Here is an 18,771-nt window from a genome sequence, read left to right on the forward strand (position 1 = left end):
CCGCAGCCATGAAAGCCATTGTCTGCCGCAGCTTCGGCCTGCCCCGCGATGTGACCGCCGTCCAAACCACCGCGCCCCCCACCGCCTTGGCCCCCGACGAGGTGCTGATCGACGTGCGCCATGCCACCGTCAGCCACGCCACTGGCCTTTTGATTGAAGGCAAGTACCAAAAGACCCCGCCCTTGCCCTTTGTGCCCGGCACCGAAGGTGTGGGCCAGGTGCTGCAATGCGGCAGCGCTGTGAGCCATGTAAAGGTAGGCGACCAGGTCGTGTTTATCTGCGACTGGGGCGCCTATGCGCAGCAGGCCAAGGTACATGCCAGCACCGTGTATGCGGTGCCGGCGGGGCTCGATCCACTGCGCGCACTGGCGCTGCCGATCTCCTACGGCACGGCCTACACCGCCTTGCACTGGCGCGCTGCGCTGCAGGCGGGCGACAGCCTGCTGGTGCTGGGTGCGGGCTCGGGCGTGGGCGCGGCAGCCGTCGAGTTGGCGGCCCAGGTGCCCGGTGTGCAGGTGATTGCCTGCGCCAGCAGCGAAGACAAACGCCAGGCCGCCTTGCGCCATGGCGCGCAGCATGCGGTCGATCCGCAGCACCTGATCGAGCAGGTCAAGGCGGTGACCGGCGGCAAAGGCGCAACCCTGGTGTTTGACCCGGTGGGTGGCGACTTGCTGTTGCAGGCGCTGCGCTGCACCGCGCAGAACGGGCGCATCGTCATCATCGGCTTTGCCAGCGGCACGATCCCCAAGGTGCCGATGAATATCGCACTGGTCAAGAACCTGACGATCCACGGCTTTTTCTATGGCCAGTACATCGGCTGGACGCCCGCCAACGAGCGCCAGCGCCATGCCGCTGCCATGCAGGCCATGATGGCCGCGCTGTTGGAGATGGCCCAGCGCGACGCCATCCACCCCGACATCTCGCGGGTCTACGCCATGGACGAGCTGTGCGAGGCGCTGGACGCGCTGCACAGCCGCGAGGTGCTGGGCAAGGTCGCCCTACAAATACAAGGAGACAAGACATGACACAACGCCACGCACCGCAGCGCCGCCAGGCCCTGCAATCGCTGCTGCAGACCGGCTTAGGGCTGGCCCTGCTGGGCAGCGGCCTGCCCGCCGCCCATGCGGCATCGACGGCCGATTACCCGGCCTCAACCATCAAGCTGGTGATTCCCTACCCGCCCGGCGGGCCCACCGACCTGGTCGGGCGCCTCGTCGCCATCTCGATGGGCGAGAGCCTCAAGCAGACCATCTTCATCGACAACAAGCCCGGCGCCAGCGGCATGGTGGGCGCGGCCCAGGTCGCCAAGGCCCAGCCCGATGGCTACACCTTGCTGGCCAATGCCTCGCTGCAGGTGATCAACCCCTCGGTCTACGACAAGGTGCCGTATGACTCGTTCAACGACTTTGCGCCGATCACGCAGATCGTCGATGTGCCGCTGGTGCTGGTGGTCAACAGCGAGCTGCCGGTGTCGAACGTGCAGGAGCTGGTGGCCTACCTGAAAAAGAGCAAAGCCAGCATCAATTTTGGCTCGGCCGGCAATGCCTCGTCGCAGCACCTGTCGGGCGAGCTGTTCAAGCTCAAGACCGGTATTGCGATGCAACATGTGCCCTACAAGGGCAGCTCGCCGGCGCTCACTGATTTGATGGGCGGCCAGATCCAGCTGATGTTTGACTCCATGCCCTCGGCCATGCCCTTTATCACTTCGGGCAAGCTCAAGGCGCTGGCGGTTACCACCGCCAAGCGCTCGAGCTCGCTGCCGCAGATTCCGACGATGCAGGAATCGGGCATTGCCGACTATGCGACCAGCACCTGGTATGGCCTCTGGGCCCCGAAGAACACGCCGCCCGAGATCGTCAATAAACTGGCCCAGGCTGCGCAGCAGGCCTTGCGCAAGCCCGAGGTGGCCGCGCAGTACCAGCGCATGGGCGCCGAGCCGGTGGGGTCGAGCCCGCAGGAGTTCTTGGCCTATATGCGCAGCGAAGAAAAGAAATGGGCCGAGATTGTGAAACGCTCGGGCGCAAGGGCCGATTGAGCCAGGGCGCCCGGCGCTGGACCGGTCAGCCCACGGCGCGCATGGCCACCACCGGCTTGCGCACCCACAGCACCGCCGCTGCCGCCACCAGGCAAGCGGCGCCTGCGACAAACAACGCGGGCGAGTAGGACGACAGCACCGAGCGTGCCAGACCTGCACCGTAGGCAGCGACGGCCGCACCCAGCTGGTGGGCGGCAAACACCCAGCCAAACACCAGGGCTGCGCGCTCGGGGCCAAACTCGCTGGCCACCAGCTTGACGGTGGGCGGCACCGTCGCAATCCAGTCCAGGCCATAGAACACCGCAAACAGCGACAGGCCGGCAATCGTGAACTCGGAGTACGGCAGCCAGAACAGCGACAGCCCGCGCAGGCCGTAGTACCAGAACAGCAGCTTGCGGCTGTCATAGCGGTCCGACAGATAGCCCGACAAGGTCGTGCCCACCAGGTCAAAAATACCCATCATCGCCAGCACCGAGGCGGCTGGCACGGGCCCCAGGCCATAGTCACCGCAGAGCGAGACAAAGTGGGTCTGGATCAGCCCATTGGTGCTGAGCCCGCAGATAAAGAAGGTGCCCGCCAGAATCCAGAACGCCGGCACTTTGGCCGCCGCAGCCAAGGTGCTGAACGGCAGGCCCCAGCTGGCGCGGGGCGCAGGGGCGGCAGGCGCTGCGGCCGGGTCAGCACCATAAGGGGTTAGCTGCATCTGGGCCGGGCTGTCGCGCATGAACAGCAGCACCAGCACCAGCACCACGGCCGAGGCCGCGACAACTGGCAGCAGCGCCCAGCGCCAGCCGTACTGCGCAATCAGCCATGCAGCGGCGGGCAAAAACAGCAGCTGGCCGGTGGCACTGCTGCCCGCCAGCAAACCCATGACCAGGCCCTTGCGCTGCACAAACCAGCGGTTGGCCACCGTCGCGCCCAGCACCATCGCGGTGAGGCCCGTGCCCATGCCCAGCACAATGCCCCAGAGCACAAAGGCCTGGCCCAGGTTTCGCATGATGAGGCCCAGCAGCAGGGCACTGGCAATCACCGCTGCGGCCAGCGCCACCACGCGCGACACGCCATAGCGCAGCAAAATGACGGCGGCAAAGGGCCCCAGCAGGCCATACAGCGCAAAGCGGGTCGCAAACACCGAGGACAGATCACGCACGCTCCAGCCAAACTCGACGGCCAGCGGCTGCATCAGCACCCCCGGCAGGCCCAGGGCCGCCGAGGTGACCAGCATGGCCAAAAAGGTGATGGCGGCAATCACCCAGGCGTAATGGATGCCATGGCGCTGGAGCAGCACGGCGAGTCGGGAAGCGAGCATGTTATTTGGAGGTTATCGACGGAGGAGTTACAATGATAGCGATCACAATCAAAAACTGTCAAGCACAGCTTCAAGCAGGGTATTTGCGATGAAAGTCACCAAGGAACAAGCGCAACAGAACCGCCAGGCACTGCTCGATGCCGCCGCTGCCCTGTTCAAGGAACGCGGCATCGACGGCACGGGCGTGGCCGATATCTGCCAGCAGGCGGGCCTGACGCAGGGCGCGCTGTACAAGCATTTCAGCGACAAGCAGGACCTGGCCGCCCAGGCGCTGTCCTATGGGTTTGGACAAGGCTTTGGCCGGGTCAAGCAAGCCAGCGAGCGAAGCGACCACGCGATGGCCACCTACCTGGACAATTACCTGAACCCCCAGGTGCGCGATGACATGACGCGGGGCTGCCCGCTGGTCTCTACCGCCTGCGATGCCGGCCGCCAAAGCGAGGCCGTCAGCCGCAGCTTCAGCGACGGCTTTACCGAGCTGCGCGCCGGCATCGAGGCCGCCTTGCCGGACAGCGCTGACCCGCAGCAGCGCCAGGCGCTGGCCAGCACGCTGGTCGCCGCCCTGGTGGGCGCCATGGCCATCTCGCGCGGCGTCGTCAAGGCCGATCCTGCACTGGCCGATGAGGTGCTGCAACAGGTGCGCGTGGTGGTGGAAGGGCTGAGCGCCAAGCGCTGACCGCCCCCATGGCGCCCAATGCAAAAGGCCGCCAACCTGGGTAACCCGGGTTGGCGGCCTTCTTTTACGGCGGATAGCGGAGGCTGTTCAACCTCAGGGTGGCTGCTCGATCAGGACTGCAGGTACACCACATGGCTATGGGTGTACTCGTAGAGCCCGTGCTTGCCATCGGCACCGCCCACGCCCGACTTGCGCACGCCGGCATGGAAGCCCTGCATCGCCTCGAAGTTCTCGCGGTTGATGTAGGTCTCGCCAAAATCGATCTCACGCATCGCCTGCATGGCCTTGGACAGATCGCGGGTGTAGAGGGAGGACGTGAGGCCGTACTCGCAGTCATTGGCCAGCGCAATCGCCTCGTCCAGGTCCTCGACCACCTGGATCGGCAGCACAGGGCCAAAGATTTCCTTGCGCATGATCTCCATGTCCGCACGGCAGCCGGCCAGCACGGTGGGCTGGTAGTGAAAGCCGGCACCCAGATCGGCCACCTGGCCGCCAGTGACCAGCTGCGCGCCATCGGCCAGCGCACGGCGCACCTTCGCATCGACACTGTCCAGGCCCTTTTGGTTGATCAGCGGGCCCATCTCCACATCGGCCTGCGCGATCGGGTCGCCATAGCGGGTGGCGGCCATCGCCTGGGCGATGCGTGCAGTGAACTCGTCGGCCACCTGGCGCTGCACATAAACGCGCTCGGCACAGTTGCAGACCTGGCCGGTGTTGATGATGCGCGAATCGCGGATGGCCTTGACGGCCAGGTCCAGGTCGGCGTCGGCCAGCACAATGGCGGGCGCCTTGCCACCCAGCTCCAGGTTGAGCTTGGTGATGTGCGGCGCAGCGGCGGCAGCAATGCGCTCTCCCGTGCCCACGCTGCCGGTAAAGCTGATCATGTCTACCCCGGCATGGGCCGACAGCGCACCACCGGTACCGCCCTGGCCATAGACCACATTGAACACGCCAGCGGGCAGCTCGCACTGGGCCAGCAGCTCGGTAAAGGCATGGCAGTTGATGGGGGTCTCTTCGCTGGGCTTGATGACGATGGTGTTGCCCGTCAGCAGCGCCGGCGCCATCTTGCGCGCGATCAGGAAGAAGGGAAAGTTCCAGGGCAGGATGCCAGCGACCACACCCATCGGCTTGCGCAGCAGAAAGATCTGCTCGTTGGCCCGGTCGCTGCTGATAACTTCGCCCTCGATGCGGCGCGCCCATTCGGCCATGTAGTCCAGGTAGTCGGCCGTGAAGTTCACCTCCACCTCGGCCAGGCCCAGCACCTTGCCTTGCTCCTCGGTGATGGTGCGCGCGATGCGCGCGACGTTCTCGCGCAGGCGGGCGGCGATGCGGCGCAGGTACTGCGCACGCTCGATGGCGGGGCGGCGGCCCCAGGCTTTTTGCGCGCCGCGTGCCGCTGCAATGGCGCGGTCCACCTCGGCTTGGGTTGACAGCGGCGACTGCGCCAGCAGCGCGCCCGTGGCGGGGTTGCGCACCTCGTGCAGCTCGGCGCTGTCCGTGAAAGCGCCAGCAATGTAGTTGCGCAAAACAGGGGTTGTGGGCATGGGTCGTCCTCAGTAGGTGGTAGAGACAATGGCGGGCTGGGTGGGCGCGCGGTAGCGCGCCAGGTTGGCCACAGCGGCCTGGCGCATCAGGCTGATATCGATGGCGACGGCCACAAAGCGGCAGCCCCAGTCGGTGTAGCGGCGCGCATCTTCTTCGCGCGGCGCCAGAATGCCGCAGGCCTTGCCATGGGCCAAGGTGGTCTCGATGGTGCGACGTATGCAGTCCTGCACCTCGGGCTGGCTGGCATCCCCCGCATGGCCCATGCCGGTGGACAGGTCTGCCGGGCCGATAAAGACGGCATCGACACCGTCGACAGCCGCAATTTCGGCGGCGTTTTCCACGCCCAGGCGCGACTCGATCTGCACGATGAGGCAGAGCTGCTCATGCGCAGTGCGGATGTAGTCGGGCACCGCATCCCAGCGCGTGGCGCGGGTGAGGCCCCCGCCCACACCCCGGATGCCATGCGGCGGGTAGCGCATGGCCTGCACCAGCGCGCGGGCCTGCTCGGCCGTCTCGACCATCGGCACCATCAGGGTCTGCACGCCAGCGTCCAGCAACTGCTTGATCAGCACCGCATCGCCATGCACCGCCCGCACCACCGGGTGCGTGGCATAGGGCGCCACGGCCTGCAGCTGCGCCAGCAGCGTCGGCACGGTATTGGGCGCATGCTCGCCATCCACCAGCATCCAGTCGTAGCCGGTGGTGGCGATGATCTCGGCCGCATAGGGCGTGGCAAAACCGGCCCAGATACCGTAGAGCGGCTCGCTGCGGCGCAGCGCGGCCTTGAAAGGGTTCAATGGCAAATCCATAAACTGTCTCCTGGGTGGGCCGTCAGCGCGGGCCCAGCAATGGTTATCAATGGGTGTAGGGGCGGTGCAGTTCGCAAGCCGGGTTCAGCTCCACGCCAAAACCGGGCTTGTCCAGCGCCGACAGGCGCATGCGGCCTTGCACCGGCACCGGCTCGCCCAGCAGCTGCGGATGGAACATCGGCACGACCTCGTCGGCCTTGGGCGCCATCATCAGGAACTCGGCAAAGGGACTGTTGTGGCGCGTGGCCACAAAGTGGTAGCTGTAGACGCTGGAGCCATGCGGAATCACCAGCGCCTGGTGGGCATCGGCCAGCGCCGAGATCTTCAAGAGCTCGGTGATGCCGCCACACCAGCCGACATCGGGCTGGATGATGTCGCAGCAACCCATCTCCAGCAGCTGGCGAAAGCCCCAGCGCGTGGCCTCGTGCTCGCCGGTGGTCACCAGCATGCCGATGGGCACGTTCTTCTTGAGGGCCGCATAGCCCCAGTAGTCATCGGGCGGCAGCGCCTCTTCAATCCACTTGAGGCCATACTCCTTCGCACCCTGGGCCAGGCGCGTGGCGTAGTTCAGGTCCAGGCTCATCCAGCAGTCCAGCATCAGCCAGAAATCGGGGCCCACCCGCTCGCGCATCGTGGCCAGCTCCTCCAGGTTGCGGCGCAGGCCTTCTTCGCCTTCGGCCGGGCCATGGTGCAGGGGCATCTTGCCGCCGATAAAGCCCATCTTCTGCGCCAGATCGGGGCGCGCGCCGGTGGCGTAGAACTGCAGCTCATCGCGCACCGCGCCGCCCAGCAGCTGGTGCACCGGCTCGCCGCGCACCTTGCCCAGCAGGTCCCAGAGCGCCAGGTCCACGCCGGAGATGGTGTTGATCACGATGCCCTTGCGGCCGTAGTACAGGGTGGACCAGTACATCTGGTCCCAGATGCGTTCGATGTCGGTGACCTTGGCGCCTTCCAGAAAGCGCGCCAGGTGCTTCTCGACGATATAGGCTGCGGGCTCACCGCCGGTGGTGACGGCAAAGCCGACATTGCCTGCGCTGTCCTCGATCTCGACCACCAGGGTGCCCAGCACATTGATGCCAAAGCTGCGGCGGCTCTGGCGGTACTCGGGGTACTTGGCCATGGGCGTGGCGATGTGGTCGTCGATCCAGTGGCCATCGGCCTGGTCGTGGTAGTCGGCACCGCCCCCTTTGAGGGTATAGGCGCGTACTTGCTTGATGGTGGGGATCTGGCTCATGGTGGTGTTTGCTCCTTATGCAATTTAGGCAGCGGCCTGGGGCTGCAGCGCCGTGGGCGCCATGCGGGCCCGGATGCCCAGCACCAGCAGCGCTGCCAGTACCGTTGTGCCTGCCAGCAGGTACAGGCCTGCGGCGGGTGAGTGGAAATGGCCTTCGGCCCAGTTCTTGACGATGGGGGCGACAAAGCCGCCCACGGCGCCCAGCGAATTGATCAGCGCAATGCCACCCGCAGCAGCGGCACCAGCCAGCGTGTTGGCAGGAAAGGTCCAGAACACCGGCTGCACCGCGATAAAACCTGCCGCCGCAAAGCACAGGGCTGCGACGCCCAGCAGCGGGCTGGAAAAGCTCACCGATGCGGCCATGCCGATGGCTGCGACGACCAGGGTCATGCTGGCCACGCTGCGGGGCTTTTGGCTGCGCTGGGCGAAGCCGGGCACCCACCAGGCCGCCAGCAGTGCGCAGAGCCAGGGGATGGCCGAGACCAGGCCGACTTGCAGACCCACCTTGGTGCCCAAGAGGCCCGCCACCTGGCTGGGCAGGTAGAACACCACGCCGTAGACGCTGGCCTGGATCAGCAGATAAACGAGGGCCAGGTACAGCACGCGCGGCTGGCACATGGCAGCGAGCAGGCTGTGCTGGTGGCCGCCCTTGGCACGCTCTTCGCTGTCGATGATCTCCTGCACCTGGCGGCGCTCGTCGGCGCTCAGCCACTGGGCATCAGCCGGGCGGTTGGTGAGGTAGAAATACGACCAGATACCGACGGCCACAGCCATCAGGCCTTCGACCGCAAACAGCCACTGCCAGCCATGCCAGCCGCCCATGCCATCGAGCTCCAGCAGCAGGCCCGACAAGGGGCTGCCAAAGATAAAGGCCAGCGGCGCGCCGAAGTAGAAAAAGCCCATGGCCTGCGCCCGGTGCGCGGCGGGGAACCAGTAGGTGAGGTACAGGATGACGCCGGGGAAGAAGCCCGCCTCGGCCACGCCCAGCAGGAAGCGCAGCACATAGAAGGTGGTCTCGTTATGGGCAAACATCATCGCGGCCGACACAAGGCCCCAGGTGACCATGATGCGGCACATCCAGATGCGCGCGCCGATGCGGTGCATGATCAGATTGCTGGGCACTTCCAAGAGCGCATAACCGACAAAGAACACACCGGCGCCAAACGCAAAGGCGGCGTCGCTGATGCCGGTATCGGCCTGGAAGGCCACCTTGGCAAAGCCCACATTGGCCCGGTCCAGAAAGGCCATGATGTACATCAGCAGCAAGAAGGGCAGCAGGCGCCAGGAGATCTTGGCGAGCAAGGGAGCGGGGAGTTTTTTCACGACAAATCCTTAAAGACAATGCGCGGCCTGCGCGCCTGCCAAATGGCGGGCGCTGCGGGAGCGAGAAAGGAGAAGGCGGCGCTGGCAAGCCAGCGCCGATGGGGCGCGGCTTGCGCTAGCGCCGTCGTGAGGCGGGAGGTCGGAAAAAAGTGTGCGCGATGGCGTTCATGTTTGTCTCCTAAAAGGTCATTCGTTCTTGTATGGAGCTGAATGTACGCGCATGATTGATGCCTAACAAATCAAATTTCAGTCATATCCGATACCTTTTATTTATGCCAGCAAAACCCGCTTTATCGGCCGCACCACCGCTGCAGCGCAGCCTGCTCAACCGCCTGCGCTACAAGCATCTGCACATGCTGGTGGCGCTGGGGTCGAGCCTGAATCTGCACCGCGCATCGATCAGCCTGGCGATGTCGCAACCGGCTGCCACGCGCATGCTGCGCGAGATCGAAGACATGTTTGGCTGCCAGCTGTTTGAGCGCCTGCCGCGCGGCATGCGCCCCACCGCGCTGGGCCTGCAGCTGGTGCGCTTTGCCGAGGCCTCGCTCAACAGCCTGGACCGCTGCGCCGAGGACCTGGCGGTGCGCCGCCAAGGCGGTTATGGCTACCTGGCGATCGGCACCATCATGGGCGCAGCGCCCGACTTGGTGATGACGGCCGTGGCCCAGATGAAAGCGCAGAGCCCGCAGCTGCGCTTGCGCATCATGGGCGACACCAGCGACCAGGTGCTGCGCCTGCTGGACCAGCGCCGCATTGACCTGGCCATTGCGCGCCGCCGCATTGCTGGCGACAGCGAGGCCTACGACTTTGAAGCGCTGGGCAATGAGCGCCTGCTGGTGGTGGTGCGCAGCGGCCATGTTCTGGCGCGGCGCCGCAAGCTGAGTTGGGAGGAATTGGTGCGCGACTGGCCCTGGATCTTGCAACCCGCCAGCACGCCGGCGCGTATCGCGCTGGACCAGCTGCTGCAAAGCCTGGAGCTGCCGGTGCCGGCCGATATCACCGAGTGCAGCTCCGTCTACTCGATGCAGCAACTGGTGCAGTTGACGGACGCGGTGATGCTGCTGTCGGATTCAGCCTTGAAGGACTATCTGCGCATGGGCCTGGTCAAGACCTTGCCGGTGCAGATCGATGTGCCGATGGCCCCGTTTGGCATGCTCACACGCAAGGACCAGGAGGCCTCGCAGGAGCAGCAGAACTTTATGGATCTGCTGCGCGCGCAGGCCAGGCGCCTGGCGGCTTGAGCACTGGCCGCTGGCCTGTCAGCGGCCAGTCGTCGCCGTGATCAGGCCAGATCCAGCGTTTGCAACAGCGCTGCGAATGCCGCGCGATCCTCCCCCTGCAAGGTGTGCAACGGCAGCGGCAGGCAAGGCGAGCGGGCCAGGCCCATCAGCTCGGCAGCGGTGGCGACCGAGCGCAGGCTGCCGCCCTTTTGCTGGAACCAGGACCACAGCGGCGCGAGGCGCTCGGACAGCTCCAGCGCCTGCTCCGCATGGCCAGCCAGCGCAGCGCGCGTGATCGCCAAGGTGGTCTGGGGCCAAAGGCCACCGATGACCGAGTACCAGGCATCGCAACCGGCGACCAGGCCCTTGGCACCCAAGGCATCGCCACTGACGCCAATGCTGACATGGGCAGGCACGACAGCGCGCAGGCGCTGCACACGCGCCTTGGCCTCGGCCGCATCGGCCGGCACACCGGGGATCTTGATCGAGGCGATATGGGGCAACTGCGCAATGCGGCCATGCAGCGCATCGCTGAACTCAAAGCGCGTGGTGCCGGGGTTGTCGTACACGACGATGGGCACCGACACCGCACGCGAGACGGCCTGGTAGAGGCCATAGACCTCGTCATCGGACAGTTTTTGGTAGGAGACCGGGGCCAGCAGCAGGCCGCTGGCGCCAGCCTTTTGGGCGTCATCGGCCAGGTCCAGCACATCGCGGCTGCGCAGCGCGCCAATGCCCACGACCACCGGCACGCCCTGGGCCTGCTCCACCGCCAGCGCCGCCACCTGGGCCCGCTCGGCGCGCGAGAGATAGGCATAGCTGCCGGTAGAGCCCAGCGCGCCGATGGAATCGACACCGGCCGCCACCAGGCGCTGCACCAGCTGCGCAAATGCCGGCATATCGATGCCGCTCTCATCCATCGGGGTCAGCGGAAACGCACTCAAACCTTTGAACATTCTTCTTTCCCTGTCAAAACGGCTGCCGCACTCGGGCTGGGTTGCGGCCAAGCCCGGATTGTGCGGCTGCCGCTTCTGGTTAAAAATAGCCAGTTTTCAACAAAATCACTGGTCCAGTTGCCCGCCATGCCAGCCCACCCGTCCACCCGTCCCGGCAGCCGCAGCCTGTACCGCGACCTCCGCGCGCGCATCGGTGACGGCAGCTACGCGGCCGGCACCGCCCTGCCCTCGACCCGGGCGCTGGCCGCTGAGCGGGGCCTGTCGCGCGGCACGGTGAGCCTGGTCTATGAGCAACTGGCCTCGGACGGCTTTGTCGATACCCGGCCCGGGGCGGCCACGCGCGGGGCCGCAGGGGCTGCTGACCGCATCCGCGCCCAGGGCCAAGCGGCAGCTGCCTCCGAGCCCCAGCGCCAGCTGCCCGACCGCGATCGCCTGTCCGCCTTTGCCCAGCGCCTGCAGGCCATGCCGCTGCGCCCGCCTGCGCCCGATCCGGCCGGGATGATCGACTTTGTCTACGGGCCGCTGGCGGGCAGCGATTTCCCGACCCTGCACTGGCTCAAGGCCTTGCGCCGGGCCGAAGGCCAGCGCAGCCAGCGCCTGGAATATGCGTCTGCCTTGGGCGCGCCCGAGCTGCGCCAGGCGCTGCAAAAGCACCTGCACCAGACCCGGGACATACGCTGCAGCACGGAGCAGATCCTGGTCGTCAACGGCTCGCAGCATGCGCTTGATCTCTGCGCCCGGCTGCTGCTCAACCCGGGCGACCCGGTCGTCGTCGAGAACCCCGGCTACCGCATGGCGCACCAGGTGTTTGCGGCCTATGGTGCGCAGCTGGTCTGCGCCGAGGTGGATGACGATGGCCTGCAGACCTCGCAGCTGGCGGCGCTGACCGCAGAGGCATCCGCAAAGCTGGCCTATGTCACGCCCGGCCACCAGTTTCCGCTGGGCGGCTTTTTGCCGATTGCCCGCCGCCATGCCCTGCTCGATTGGGCGCGTGCGCAGCGCTGCTGGCTGATCGAGGACGACTACGACAGCGACTACCGCTACACCGTTCGGCCCGAGCCCAGCCTGTGGTCGCTAGACAGCGCGGACTGCGTGATCCATGTAGGAACCTTCTCCAAGACCTTGTCGCCCCAGCTGCGCCTGGGCTATATGGTGCTGCCCCCGGCGCTCGCCAGCCTGTTTGCCCAGGCCAAGCTGCTGACCGACCGCCACAGTGCCACCGGCCCCCAGCGCGCGCTGGCCCAGCTGATCGACGACGGCAGCTATGCCCGCCATGTGCGGCGCATGCGGCGCAAACAGCAGGCGCGCCAGCAGGCCTTGCTGCAGGCTTTGGACAAGCACTTGGGCACCCAGGTGCGCATCCAGGGCGCTGCCAGCGGCCTGCATCTGGCCGTGTGGTTTCCGGCGCTTCCCGCCAGCTGCGAGGCGCAGCTGGTGCAGGCGGCGGCGCAGCGCGGCGTGCGCGTCTACCCGATCAGCCCGCTGTACCTGGAGCAGGCCAGGCATGCGGAAGCCGGCGTGGTGATGGGTTATGCCTTGCTGGATCTGTCCGAGATTGAGCGGGGCGTGCAGCAGCTTGCCCAGGCGCTCAGGAGCCTGCGCTGATCAGGCATCCCACTGCAGGCAGCGCATGCTGATGGTGCCCGACTGAAAGCCCTCAAACACCTGGCGCGCCGGGCCACTGCCGTGGGCAGCGCCCAGGGCGTAGAGCAAAGGCCAGTAGTGGTCAGGTGTGGGCACGGCCATCCTGGCCGAGGCATGCAGCTGCTGGTAGGCCACCAGGGCCTCGTGGTTGCCCGCCAGCAAGGCCTGCTTGGCTGCTTCATCAAACTGCTGCGCCCAGTCGCGGGCGGCCATCAGCCCTTCGGGTGCGCCGCGCACGGTGGCGCGCAGGTTGTGCACGATATTGCCGCTGCCAATGACCAGCACGCCCTGCTCGCGCAAGGCGGCCAGTTCCTTGCCCACTGCATAGTGGTAAGGGGCAGGCTGGTTGTAGTCGATCGAGACCTGGAACACCGGCACATCGACCTGGGGGTAGAGGTGGTGCAAGACGGTCCAGGTGCCGTGGTCCAGCCCCCACTGGTCCGTCAGCTGCGCCTGGCCACTGCGCACCAGCGCGGCCGCCTTGGCAGCAAGCGCCGGGTGGCCTGCGGCCGGGTACTGCATTGCATGCAGCTCGGCCGGAAAGCCGGAGAAATCATGGATGGTGGCGGGCTTGTCGTTGACCGTCACGCCGGTGCTGCCGCGCGTGAGCCAATGGGCCGACACCACCAGGATGGCGGTGGGCCGGGGCAGGCTGGCACCCCAGCGTTGCAGGTGCTGGGTAAAGGGGTTGGCGCTGATGGCATTCATCGGGCTGCCATGGCCGATGAACAGCACCGGCATTTTGCGCGGCGGCTGCGGGCTGCGGGCCAGGGCGTGGCCCATCGGCAAAAGAGCGGCCATCACCGCAGACAGACTGCCGGACAGGACCAGGGAGCGACGTGACAACATGGGGCGTGGAGCAAAAAACAAAGGGCCGCTGTCTGAGGCGGCCGAGGGGCACAAGTTCCGCCGCAGCCCCCAAAGAAAAATGCAGTGCTTGCACAGGGCATGCACTGCATTCGGAGCGTCAGGCACTCAAGGCATCAGATGCTGGCGTTGTCGATCACAAAGCGGTAGGCCACATCGCCGCGCAGCATGCGCTCATAGGCCTCGTTGATGTGCTCGGCCTGGATCAGCTCGATGTCCGCCACAATGCCGTGCTCGGCGCAGAAATCGAGCATCTCCTGCGTCTCGGGGATACCGCCGATCAGCGATCCGGCCAGGCTGCGCCGCTTCATGATCAGTCCAAACACACCGGGCGATGGGTGCGGGGTAGAAGGCGCACCGACCAGGGTCATCGTGCCATCGCGCTTGAGCAGGTTGAAGAACGGGTCCAGGTCATGCGGGGCGGCCACGGTGTTCAAGATAAAGTCCAGGCTCTGGGCATGGTCGGCCATCTCATCGGCATTGCGCGAGACCACCACCTCGGCAGCACCCAGCGCCTTGGCGGCATCGCGTTTGGATTCGGAGGTGGTAAAGGCCACCACATGCGCGCCCATGGCATGCGCCAGCTTGATGCCCATATGGCCCAGGCCGCCAATGCCCACCACCCCGACCTTGTGGCCCGGCCCCACTCGCCAGTGGCGCAGTGGCGAGTACGTGGTGATGCCGGCACACAGCAGCGGCGCCACCGCAGCCAGTTGCGAAGCTGGGTGGCTGACGCGCAGCACATAGCGCTGGTGCACGACGATGCTTTGCGCATAACCACCCAAGGTATGGCCCGGCGCATCGGCCGTGGGCCCGTTGTAGGTGCCCACCATGTGGTTGCAGTAGTTCTCCAGCCCCATGCCGCAGTCCACGCAGTGCTGGCAGCTGTCCACAATGCAGCCCACGCCTACCAGATCCCCGGGCTTGAAATCGCTCACCTCGGAGCCAACTGCCGCCACCTCGCCGACAATCTCATGCCCGGGCACACAGGGGTAGAGCGTGCCCGCCCATTCGGAGCGCACCTGGTGGATGTCCGAGTGGCAGACGCCGCAATAGGCAATGCGGATCTGCACGTCCTGGGCGCCGGGCGTGCGGCGCTCGATGTTCAGGGCTTGCAGGGGTTGGTCACCCGCGTGGGCGCCATAGGCTTTGACGGTCATGATGAAGGTCCTATTCCGTTCGTGGAGGTCAGCGCATGGCGCAGGCTAGGCCACGCCAGCCACTGATGCACGGGGTGCAGCCGCCATGCACAGGCATGGGCAGCCATGCCCGCATGAAGGCAGGTTCATCTTACGCCCCTTGTATGGCAGATCTGCTGGGGCCGGGCGACGGCTTGCGAACCGCTGGCGCTGCCGCCAAACGCTGATCGCCCTTTTCATCAAATGGTTTTATGAGAATAATTCTCATTTGCGAATATCATAGACCCCAAGGTTCAGCGATTGCCGCCGTTCCTTGTTTCATCGTGGGGCGACCTACTGGGTTTTTACTCCAGTGGTCGTTTTTGCTAGCCAGCGGTTCTCCATGTAGCCAGGCATTTTTTCACGTTGAAGCGCTCTCGCCGTCTTTGCGACGCGCTCCGCCCAAGTCCTTCCAGCGGACCTTGCCAGGTCTGTGTTCCGGAAACAGGCATAGGCCCTCGCGGCATGGCGATCCTCTCCCCTGTCCTGTTTATTGCTCAGCTAATGCGCTGTCCAGCGCCTCCTTGTGCAGCGCTTTCCTGTTGCCCGGTGCTGCTGACGCCGTCAGGCTATACCCGATGACATAAAAAGTAGGCGAGTGCCAACATCCACTCCAATCATCTGGAGTTGGTATGAGAATATTCATTTCATGGATTACTAAGTCACTGATCGCTGTGGCTGCCGCGCTGGGCTTGCAGGCCGCGCAGGCACAGGGTCTGCTGTTCACGCCAGGCAGCATCAACTTCAGCAACACGGCGGCGGGCAGCGTATCGGCAGCGCAGAGCGTTACGGTGGAGTACCAAGGCCCCACGCCATTCATACTGAATGTCAGCAGCGTCACGCCGCCTGCAAACTCCGCCTTTACGGTCGTGGACAGCAGCTGCGCTGCAGGCCCCTATCCGCAATTCACGCCCTGTACGATCAGCTTTACGTTCACTGCGCCGGCTGCTGCGGGCCCCGTCACAGATGCCTTCCGTTTTGAAGTCGACAATCTTGGCACCCAGTCCATCACCCTGAACGGCTCCTCGGATGGCGCCACGCCCCAGTCCATCACCTTCAGCTCCACCCCGCCCAGTCCTGCCCCTGTGGGAGGCAGCTACGACATTGCAGCCACTGGCGGTGAATCGGGCGAGCCGGTGGTTTTTTCCATCGATCCCTCAGCGGCTGCGATTTGTTCGGTCACGGGCAATACGGTGAGCTTTCTCAGCGTGGGCACCTGTGTGGTCAATGCCAACCAGGCAGGCAATGGCGCCTATTTCGCCGCCCCGCAGCAGCAACAAAGTTTTGCGGTGACAGCCGGCCCGACGGCCAACCCGGGCACACCCACCCCAGTCCCCGCACTGGGAGCCTGGGGGGCGGTGCTGCTGTCCAGCTTGGTGGCGGTGGCCATGGTGCTGGTGCAAACGCGGCGCAGGGTTCAGCCAGCTTAGCGAACCCATAGCACCTCCAACTGCTGCCTGGCCTGCGCCACCACCAGCGTCAGCTCATCACCCTCCGCCTTGCCGAGCAGCGCCTGGCCCAAGGGCGCTTGGCTGCTGATGACCTGGATGGACTCAGCGCCGATGACCAGCTTCATGTTGCCCCCTTCAGGGCCGAGAAAGATCTGCTGCTGTTTCTCGTCCGCATCCAGCAGGCAAACCAGCGCGCCCAGCTGTATGCCTCTGCTGGCGCTGTAGGGCTGCGGGCCAAAGAGCCGCCAATGGACCAGCGCCTGGCGGATGGCCTCAGCGCGACGCGCCTGGCCCGTCGCCAGATAGGCCGCCTCCAGGCCCAAGGTGTCGTACTTGTTCTCGGCAATATTCTCCTCGTGGGTCGCCGCTTCATGCGCAGCGCTCACCGCCTGCTCGACCTGCCGCAGGTCATCGGCCAGCCGCTCCAGCACCAGCTGCTGCAGCAAGGATTTATCCACCATGGAAGAGACCTCTTGAACAATTTTGTGGGTGATTATGAACGGCCTTGCTACCTTGGCCACCAACACCACGGACCTTGCACGAGCATTGACAGTGTAATAACATAGTTATAATTCAGGAGTCACTATGCAATTAACCATTCGCGCATTCGGCAACAGCAAAGGAGTCGTGCTGCCAAAAACGCTGCTGGTGCAGGCCGGCCTGGATACCGCACAGGTTGCCGATGTGCAAGTCGTTGACGGATCCATCGTTATCAAGGCCCAGCCTGCTGTGCGCAGCGGTTGGGCAGCAGCGGCTGCAGCGGTCGCACAATCGCAGGATGACCGCCTTGTCATGGGAGAGTTTGGCAACTCAGCAGATGCCGATCTTGTATGGGATGAAGACATCTCCAACCCGCAACGAGCCAACGGACCTGTCGAATGGTGAGCGCAAGCCACCCCATCAAGCGCGGCGAGATTTGGCTGATCAACCTTGATCCCACACAAGGCAAAGAAATCCAAAAGACACGTCCCTGTGTCGTCTTGTCACCCGATGAGATGAACCTCGCCTTGGGTATCGTGACGGTAGCGCCGATGACAACCGGCAGCCATGCTGCCCCTTTTCGCGTGCCGGTGACATTTCAAAGCTGCCAGGGCTTGATCCTCCTGGACCAAATGCGTGCAGTAGACAAGTCACGCCTGGTTGATAAGCGAGGTGACCTGAAAACCCAGGTAACGCAAGCTTGTCTCAAGGTTCTGCGAGAAATGTATTCCTGACATAGCCGCCACGCGGGTGATCTTGGATTGCACCCCGCCCCAACTGCGGATGCCATGCCTATGCCCGCCAATAAAAAAGCCACACAGCATCAAAAATGATAGCTGTGCAGCCAATGAATCTGGTAGGGCGTGAGGGACTTGAACCCGCGACCAAAGGATTATGAGTCCTCTGCTCTAACCAACTGAGCTAACGCCCCGGTACCACCACCTGCCAGAAGCCCTGGCGAGTGAAGCTTTGCATTCTAGCGTCTATTTCGGATGGCTCAGCGCGTTGGATACGAGCTTGGAGGTGATTCCAACGATCTGGATCATCTTCTCGTAGGGCATGCGTTTGGGGCCGATGACGCCCAGGGTGCCGACGACTTTGCCGTTGACCTGGTAGGGGGTGCTGACGACCGACAGCTCCTCGACGGACAGCAGCTGGCTCTCGCCACCGATGTAGATTTGCACCCCTTCGGCGCGGTTGGAGTTCTCCAGCAGGTGCAGGATCTGGGTCTTTTGCTCGAACAGGTCAAAGGCCCGGCGCAGGTTGGTCATGTCGTTGCTGAAATCGCTGACGGCCAGCAGGTTGCGCTCGCCGGCAATCACCAGCTCATGCGGCGCCTCCTGGGCGTCTTCATCGACATTCACCGCCGCCAGCATCAGTGCGGCGATCTCGTCGCGCAGGCTGTCCACTTCCTTGCGCAGCAGCTGGCGCACCTGCTCCATCGCCAGGCCGGCGTAATGGGCATTGAGGTAGTTGGCCGTCTCGATCAGCTGGCTTTGGGAATAGTCCGACTCGGTAAAGATCACCCGGTTCTGCACATCGCCCTCGGGCGAGACCAGGATCAGCAGGATGCGCTTTTCCGACAGGCGCAAGAACTCGATATGGCGGAATGACGAGCTTTTGCGCGGCGCCTGCACCACGCCCACGTACTGCGACAGCTCCGACAGCACGCCAGCAGCGCTGGTGATGACCTTTTGCGGCTGCTCAGGCGCAATCTCGGCCGACACGACCTGGTCCGGGTCCACCGTCAGCATGGTGTCTACAAACAGGCGGTAGCCCTTGGCGGTGGGGATGCGGCCGGCCGAGGTGTAGGGGCTGGCAATCAGGCCCAGGCCTTCGAGGTCGGCCATCACATTGCGGATCGTGGCCGGCGAAAAGTCCAGCCCCGGCGCCTGCGTGAGCGCGCGGGAGCCCACTGGGTGGCCATCCGCTATATAGCGTTCCACCAAGGTTTTGAGCAGCAGCCGGGCGCGGTCATCGAGCATGGGCGCATTTTATCCGTGTCCTTGGCACCAGCAGGCGCGTTCGGGCTAGAAGCAGGGAT

At 64.9% G+C, this 18,771-nt stretch carries 18 protein-coding genes and 1 tRNA gene; 8 read left to right on the forward strand and 11 right to left on the reverse strand.

From position 1 onward, the window contains the following. Positions 1–8: 8 nt before the first annotated feature. Together WH367_RS01525 and WH367_RS01530 are read left to right on the forward strand one after the other, a co-directional pair. Positions 9–1,025 carry an NADPH:quinone oxidoreductase family protein gene (locus tag WH367_RS01525; RefSeq protein WP_339533877.1) on the forward strand — a complete coding sequence of 339 codons (1,017 nt, stop codon included), beginning with the start codon at positions 9–11 and terminating at the stop codon, positions 1,023–1,025. Then, positions 1,022–2,035, forward strand: coding sequence for a Bug family tripartite tricarboxylate transporter substrate binding protein (locus WH367_RS01530; protein WP_339533879.1), 1,014 nt, complete (start codon positions 1,022–1,024; stop codon positions 2,033–2,035). Before WH367_RS01525 ends, WH367_RS01530 begins: the two co-directional genes overlap by 4 nt. A 25-nt stretch (positions 2,036–2,060) precedes the next feature. Here the strand turns inward: WH367_RS01530 and WH367_RS01535 are convergent, their stop codons facing one another. Further along, on the reverse strand, positions 2,061–3,344 hold the full coding sequence (locus tag WH367_RS01535; RefSeq protein ID WP_339533881.1) for an MFS transporter: 1,284 nt from the start codon (positions 3,342–3,344) through the stop codon (positions 2,061–2,063). Positions 3,345–3,432: 88 nt separating this feature from the next. Between WH367_RS01535 and WH367_RS01540 the strand changes: the two genes are divergently transcribed. Beyond that, positions 3,433–4,020, forward strand: a complete 588-nt coding sequence (locus WH367_RS01540) for a TetR/AcrR family transcriptional regulator (protein ID WP_339533883.1) — start codon at positions 3,433–3,435, stop codon at positions 4,018–4,020. A 110-nt stretch (positions 4,021–4,130) separates the two neighbouring features. Here the strand turns inward: WH367_RS01540 and aldA are convergent, their stop codons facing one another. The 4 genes from aldA to WH367_RS01560 are packed head-to-tail and all read right to left on the reverse strand — an operon-like array spanning position 4,131 to position 8,931. Then, positions 4,131–5,564, reverse strand: a complete 1,434-nt coding sequence (aldA, locus tag WH367_RS01545; RefSeq protein WP_339533885.1) for an aldehyde dehydrogenase — start codon at positions 5,562–5,564, stop codon at positions 4,131–4,133. Positions 5,565–5,573: 9 nt separating this feature from the next. After that, complete coding sequence (locus tag WH367_RS01550) at positions 5,574–6,374, reverse strand: HpcH/HpaI aldolase family protein (protein WP_116927021.1); 801 nt, start codon at positions 6,372–6,374, stop codon at positions 5,574–5,576. 46 nt (positions 6,375–6,420) lie between these two features. Then, positions 6,421–7,608, reverse strand: coding sequence for an L-rhamnonate dehydratase (rhmD, locus tag WH367_RS01555; RefSeq protein WP_339533888.1), 1,188 nt, complete (start codon positions 7,606–7,608; stop codon positions 6,421–6,423). 24 nt (positions 7,609–7,632) lie between these two features. After that, a complete protein-coding gene (locus tag WH367_RS01560; protein WP_339533890.1) occupies positions 7,633–8,931 on the reverse strand; it encodes an MFS transporter in 1,299 nt (432 codons plus the stop codon). A gap of 272 nt (positions 8,932–9,203) precedes the next feature. On the opposite strand from WH367_RS01560, the gene WH367_RS01565 reads away from it, so the two are divergent. Then, positions 9,204–10,172, forward strand: coding sequence for a LysR family transcriptional regulator (locus WH367_RS01565; protein ID WP_021025186.1), 969 nt, complete (start codon positions 9,204–9,206; stop codon positions 10,170–10,172). Positions 10,173–10,213: 41 nt separating this feature from the next. Here the strand turns inward: WH367_RS01565 and WH367_RS01570 are convergent, their stop codons facing one another. After that, positions 10,214–11,107: a dihydrodipicolinate synthase family protein gene (locus WH367_RS01570; RefSeq protein WP_339533893.1), complete on the reverse strand. Its 894-nt coding sequence runs from the start codon at positions 11,105–11,107 to the stop codon at positions 10,214–10,216. Between the two features lie 126 nt (positions 11,108–11,233). On the opposite strand from WH367_RS01570, the gene pdxR reads away from it, so the two are divergent. Continuing rightward, positions 11,234–12,712, forward strand: coding sequence for a MocR-like pyridoxine biosynthesis transcription factor PdxR (gene pdxR / locus WH367_RS01575; protein ID WP_339533895.1), 1,479 nt, complete (start codon positions 11,234–11,236; stop codon positions 12,710–12,712). Here the strand turns inward: pdxR and ygiD are convergent, their stop codons facing one another. Next, complete coding sequence (ygiD, locus tag WH367_RS01580; RefSeq protein WP_021025032.1) at positions 12,713–13,600, reverse strand: 4,5-DOPA dioxygenase extradiol; 888 nt, start codon at positions 13,598–13,600, stop codon at positions 12,713–12,715. A gap of 134 nt (positions 13,601–13,734) precedes the next feature. Continuing rightward, positions 13,735–14,778 carry an NAD(P)-dependent alcohol dehydrogenase gene (locus WH367_RS01585; protein WP_339533896.1) on the reverse strand — a complete coding sequence of 348 codons (1,044 nt, stop codon included), beginning with the start codon at positions 14,776–14,778 and terminating at the stop codon, positions 13,735–13,737. Positions 14,779–15,428: 650 nt separating this feature from the next. Between WH367_RS01585 and WH367_RS01590 the strand changes: the two genes are divergently transcribed. Then, complete coding sequence (locus WH367_RS01590; RefSeq protein ID WP_339518390.1) at positions 15,429–16,226, forward strand: hypothetical protein; 798 nt, start codon at positions 15,429–15,431, stop codon at positions 16,224–16,226. Here the strand turns inward: WH367_RS01590 and WH367_RS01595 are convergent. Further along, positions 16,223–16,705 carry a GreA/GreB family elongation factor gene (locus WH367_RS01595; protein WP_339534125.1) on the reverse strand — a complete coding sequence of 161 codons (483 nt, stop codon included), beginning with the start codon at positions 16,703–16,705 and terminating at the stop codon, positions 16,223–16,225. The two genes, WH367_RS01590 and WH367_RS01595, sit on opposite strands and share 4 nt — an antisense overlap. Before the next feature lie 127 nt (positions 16,706–16,832). Between WH367_RS01595 and WH367_RS01600 the strand changes: the two genes are divergently transcribed. Together WH367_RS01600 and WH367_RS01605 are read left to right on the forward strand one after the other, a co-directional pair. Then, entirely contained in the window at positions 16,833–17,132 is a 300-nt protein-coding gene (locus tag WH367_RS01600) for an AbrB/MazE/SpoVT family DNA-binding domain-containing protein (RefSeq protein ID WP_339533897.1), read from the forward strand. Next, positions 17,126–17,461 carry a type II toxin-antitoxin system PemK/MazF family toxin gene (locus WH367_RS01605; protein ID WP_339533898.1) on the forward strand — a complete coding sequence of 112 codons (336 nt, stop codon included), beginning with the start codon at positions 17,126–17,128 and terminating at the stop codon, positions 17,459–17,461. Before WH367_RS01600 ends, WH367_RS01605 begins: the two co-directional genes overlap by 7 nt. 120 nt (positions 17,462–17,581) lie before the next feature. Here the strand turns inward: WH367_RS01605 and WH367_RS01610 are convergent. Both WH367_RS01610 and hrcA read right to left on the reverse strand, forming a co-directional pair. Next, positions 17,582–17,658: transfer RNA gene (locus tag WH367_RS01610), tRNA-Ile, on the reverse strand. A 52-nt stretch (positions 17,659–17,710) separates the two neighbouring features. Next, the gene (gene hrcA, locus WH367_RS01615; protein WP_260720237.1) at positions 17,711–18,712 is read right to left on the reverse strand and encodes a heat-inducible transcriptional repressor HrcA; all 1,002 of its coding nucleotides are present in this window, start codon (positions 18,710–18,712) and stop codon (positions 17,711–17,713) included. Positions 18,713–18,771: the final 59 nt, after the last annotated feature.

The organism is Comamonas sp. MYb21, assembly GCF_037479395.1.
Classification (GTDB): Bacteria; Pseudomonadota; Gammaproteobacteria; order Burkholderiales; family Burkholderiaceae_C; genus Comamonas.

Excerpts from the sequence above, each read along its gene's own strand:
- WH367_RS01605 (WP_339533898.1), top strand. The coding sequence starts at position 17,126 with ATGGTGAGCGCAAGCCACCCCATCAAGCGCGGCGAGATTTGGCTGATC.
- WH367_RS01590 (WP_339518390.1), top strand. The coding sequence starts at position 15,429 with ATGAGAATATTCATTTCATGGATTACTAAGTCACTGATCGCTGTGGCT.
- rhmD (WP_339533888.1), bottom strand. The coding sequence starts at position 7,608 with ATGAGCCAGATCCCCACCATCAAGCAAGTACGCGCCTATACCCTCAAA.
- WH367_RS01530 (WP_339533879.1), top strand. The coding sequence starts at position 1,022 with ATGACACAACGCCACGCACCGCAGCGCCGCCAGGCCCTGCAATCGCTG.
- ygiD (WP_021025032.1), bottom strand. The coding sequence starts at position 13,600 with ATGTTGTCACGTCGCTCCCTGGTCCTGTCCGGCAGTCTGTCTGCGGTG.
- WH367_RS01570 (WP_339533893.1), bottom strand. The coding sequence starts at position 11,107 with ATGTTCAAAGGTTTGAGTGCGTTTCCGCTGACCCCGATGGATGAGAGC.
- WH367_RS01525 (WP_339533877.1), top strand. The coding sequence starts at position 9 with ATGAAAGCCATTGTCTGCCGCAGCTTCGGCCTGCCCCGCGATGTGACC.
- hrcA (WP_260720237.1), bottom strand. The coding sequence starts at position 18,712 with ATGCTCGATGACCGCGCCCGGCTGCTGCTCAAAACCTTGGTGGAACGC.
- WH367_RS01540 (WP_339533883.1), top strand. The coding sequence starts at position 3,433 with ATGAAAGTCACCAAGGAACAAGCGCAACAGAACCGCCAGGCACTGCTC.
- WH367_RS01535 (WP_339533881.1), bottom strand. The coding sequence starts at position 3,344 with ATGCTCGCTTCCCGACTCGCCGTGCTGCTCCAGCGCCATGGCATCCAT.
- WH367_RS01550 (WP_116927021.1), bottom strand. The coding sequence starts at position 6,374 with ATGGATTTGCCATTGAACCCTTTCAAGGCCGCGCTGCGCCGCAGCGAG.
- WH367_RS01585 (WP_339533896.1), bottom strand. The coding sequence starts at position 14,778 with ATGACCGTCAAAGCCTATGGCGCCCACGCGGGTGACCAACCCCTGCAA.
- aldA (WP_339533885.1), bottom strand. The coding sequence starts at position 5,564 with ATGCCCACAACCCCTGTTTTGCGCAACTACATTGCTGGCGCTTTCACG.
- WH367_RS01565 (WP_021025186.1), top strand. The coding sequence starts at position 9,204 with ATGCCAGCAAAACCCGCTTTATCGGCCGCACCACCGCTGCAGCGCAGC.
- WH367_RS01600 (WP_339533897.1), top strand. The coding sequence starts at position 16,833 with ATGCAATTAACCATTCGCGCATTCGGCAACAGCAAAGGAGTCGTGCTG.
- pdxR (WP_339533895.1), top strand. The coding sequence starts at position 11,234 with ATGCCAGCCCACCCGTCCACCCGTCCCGGCAGCCGCAGCCTGTACCGC.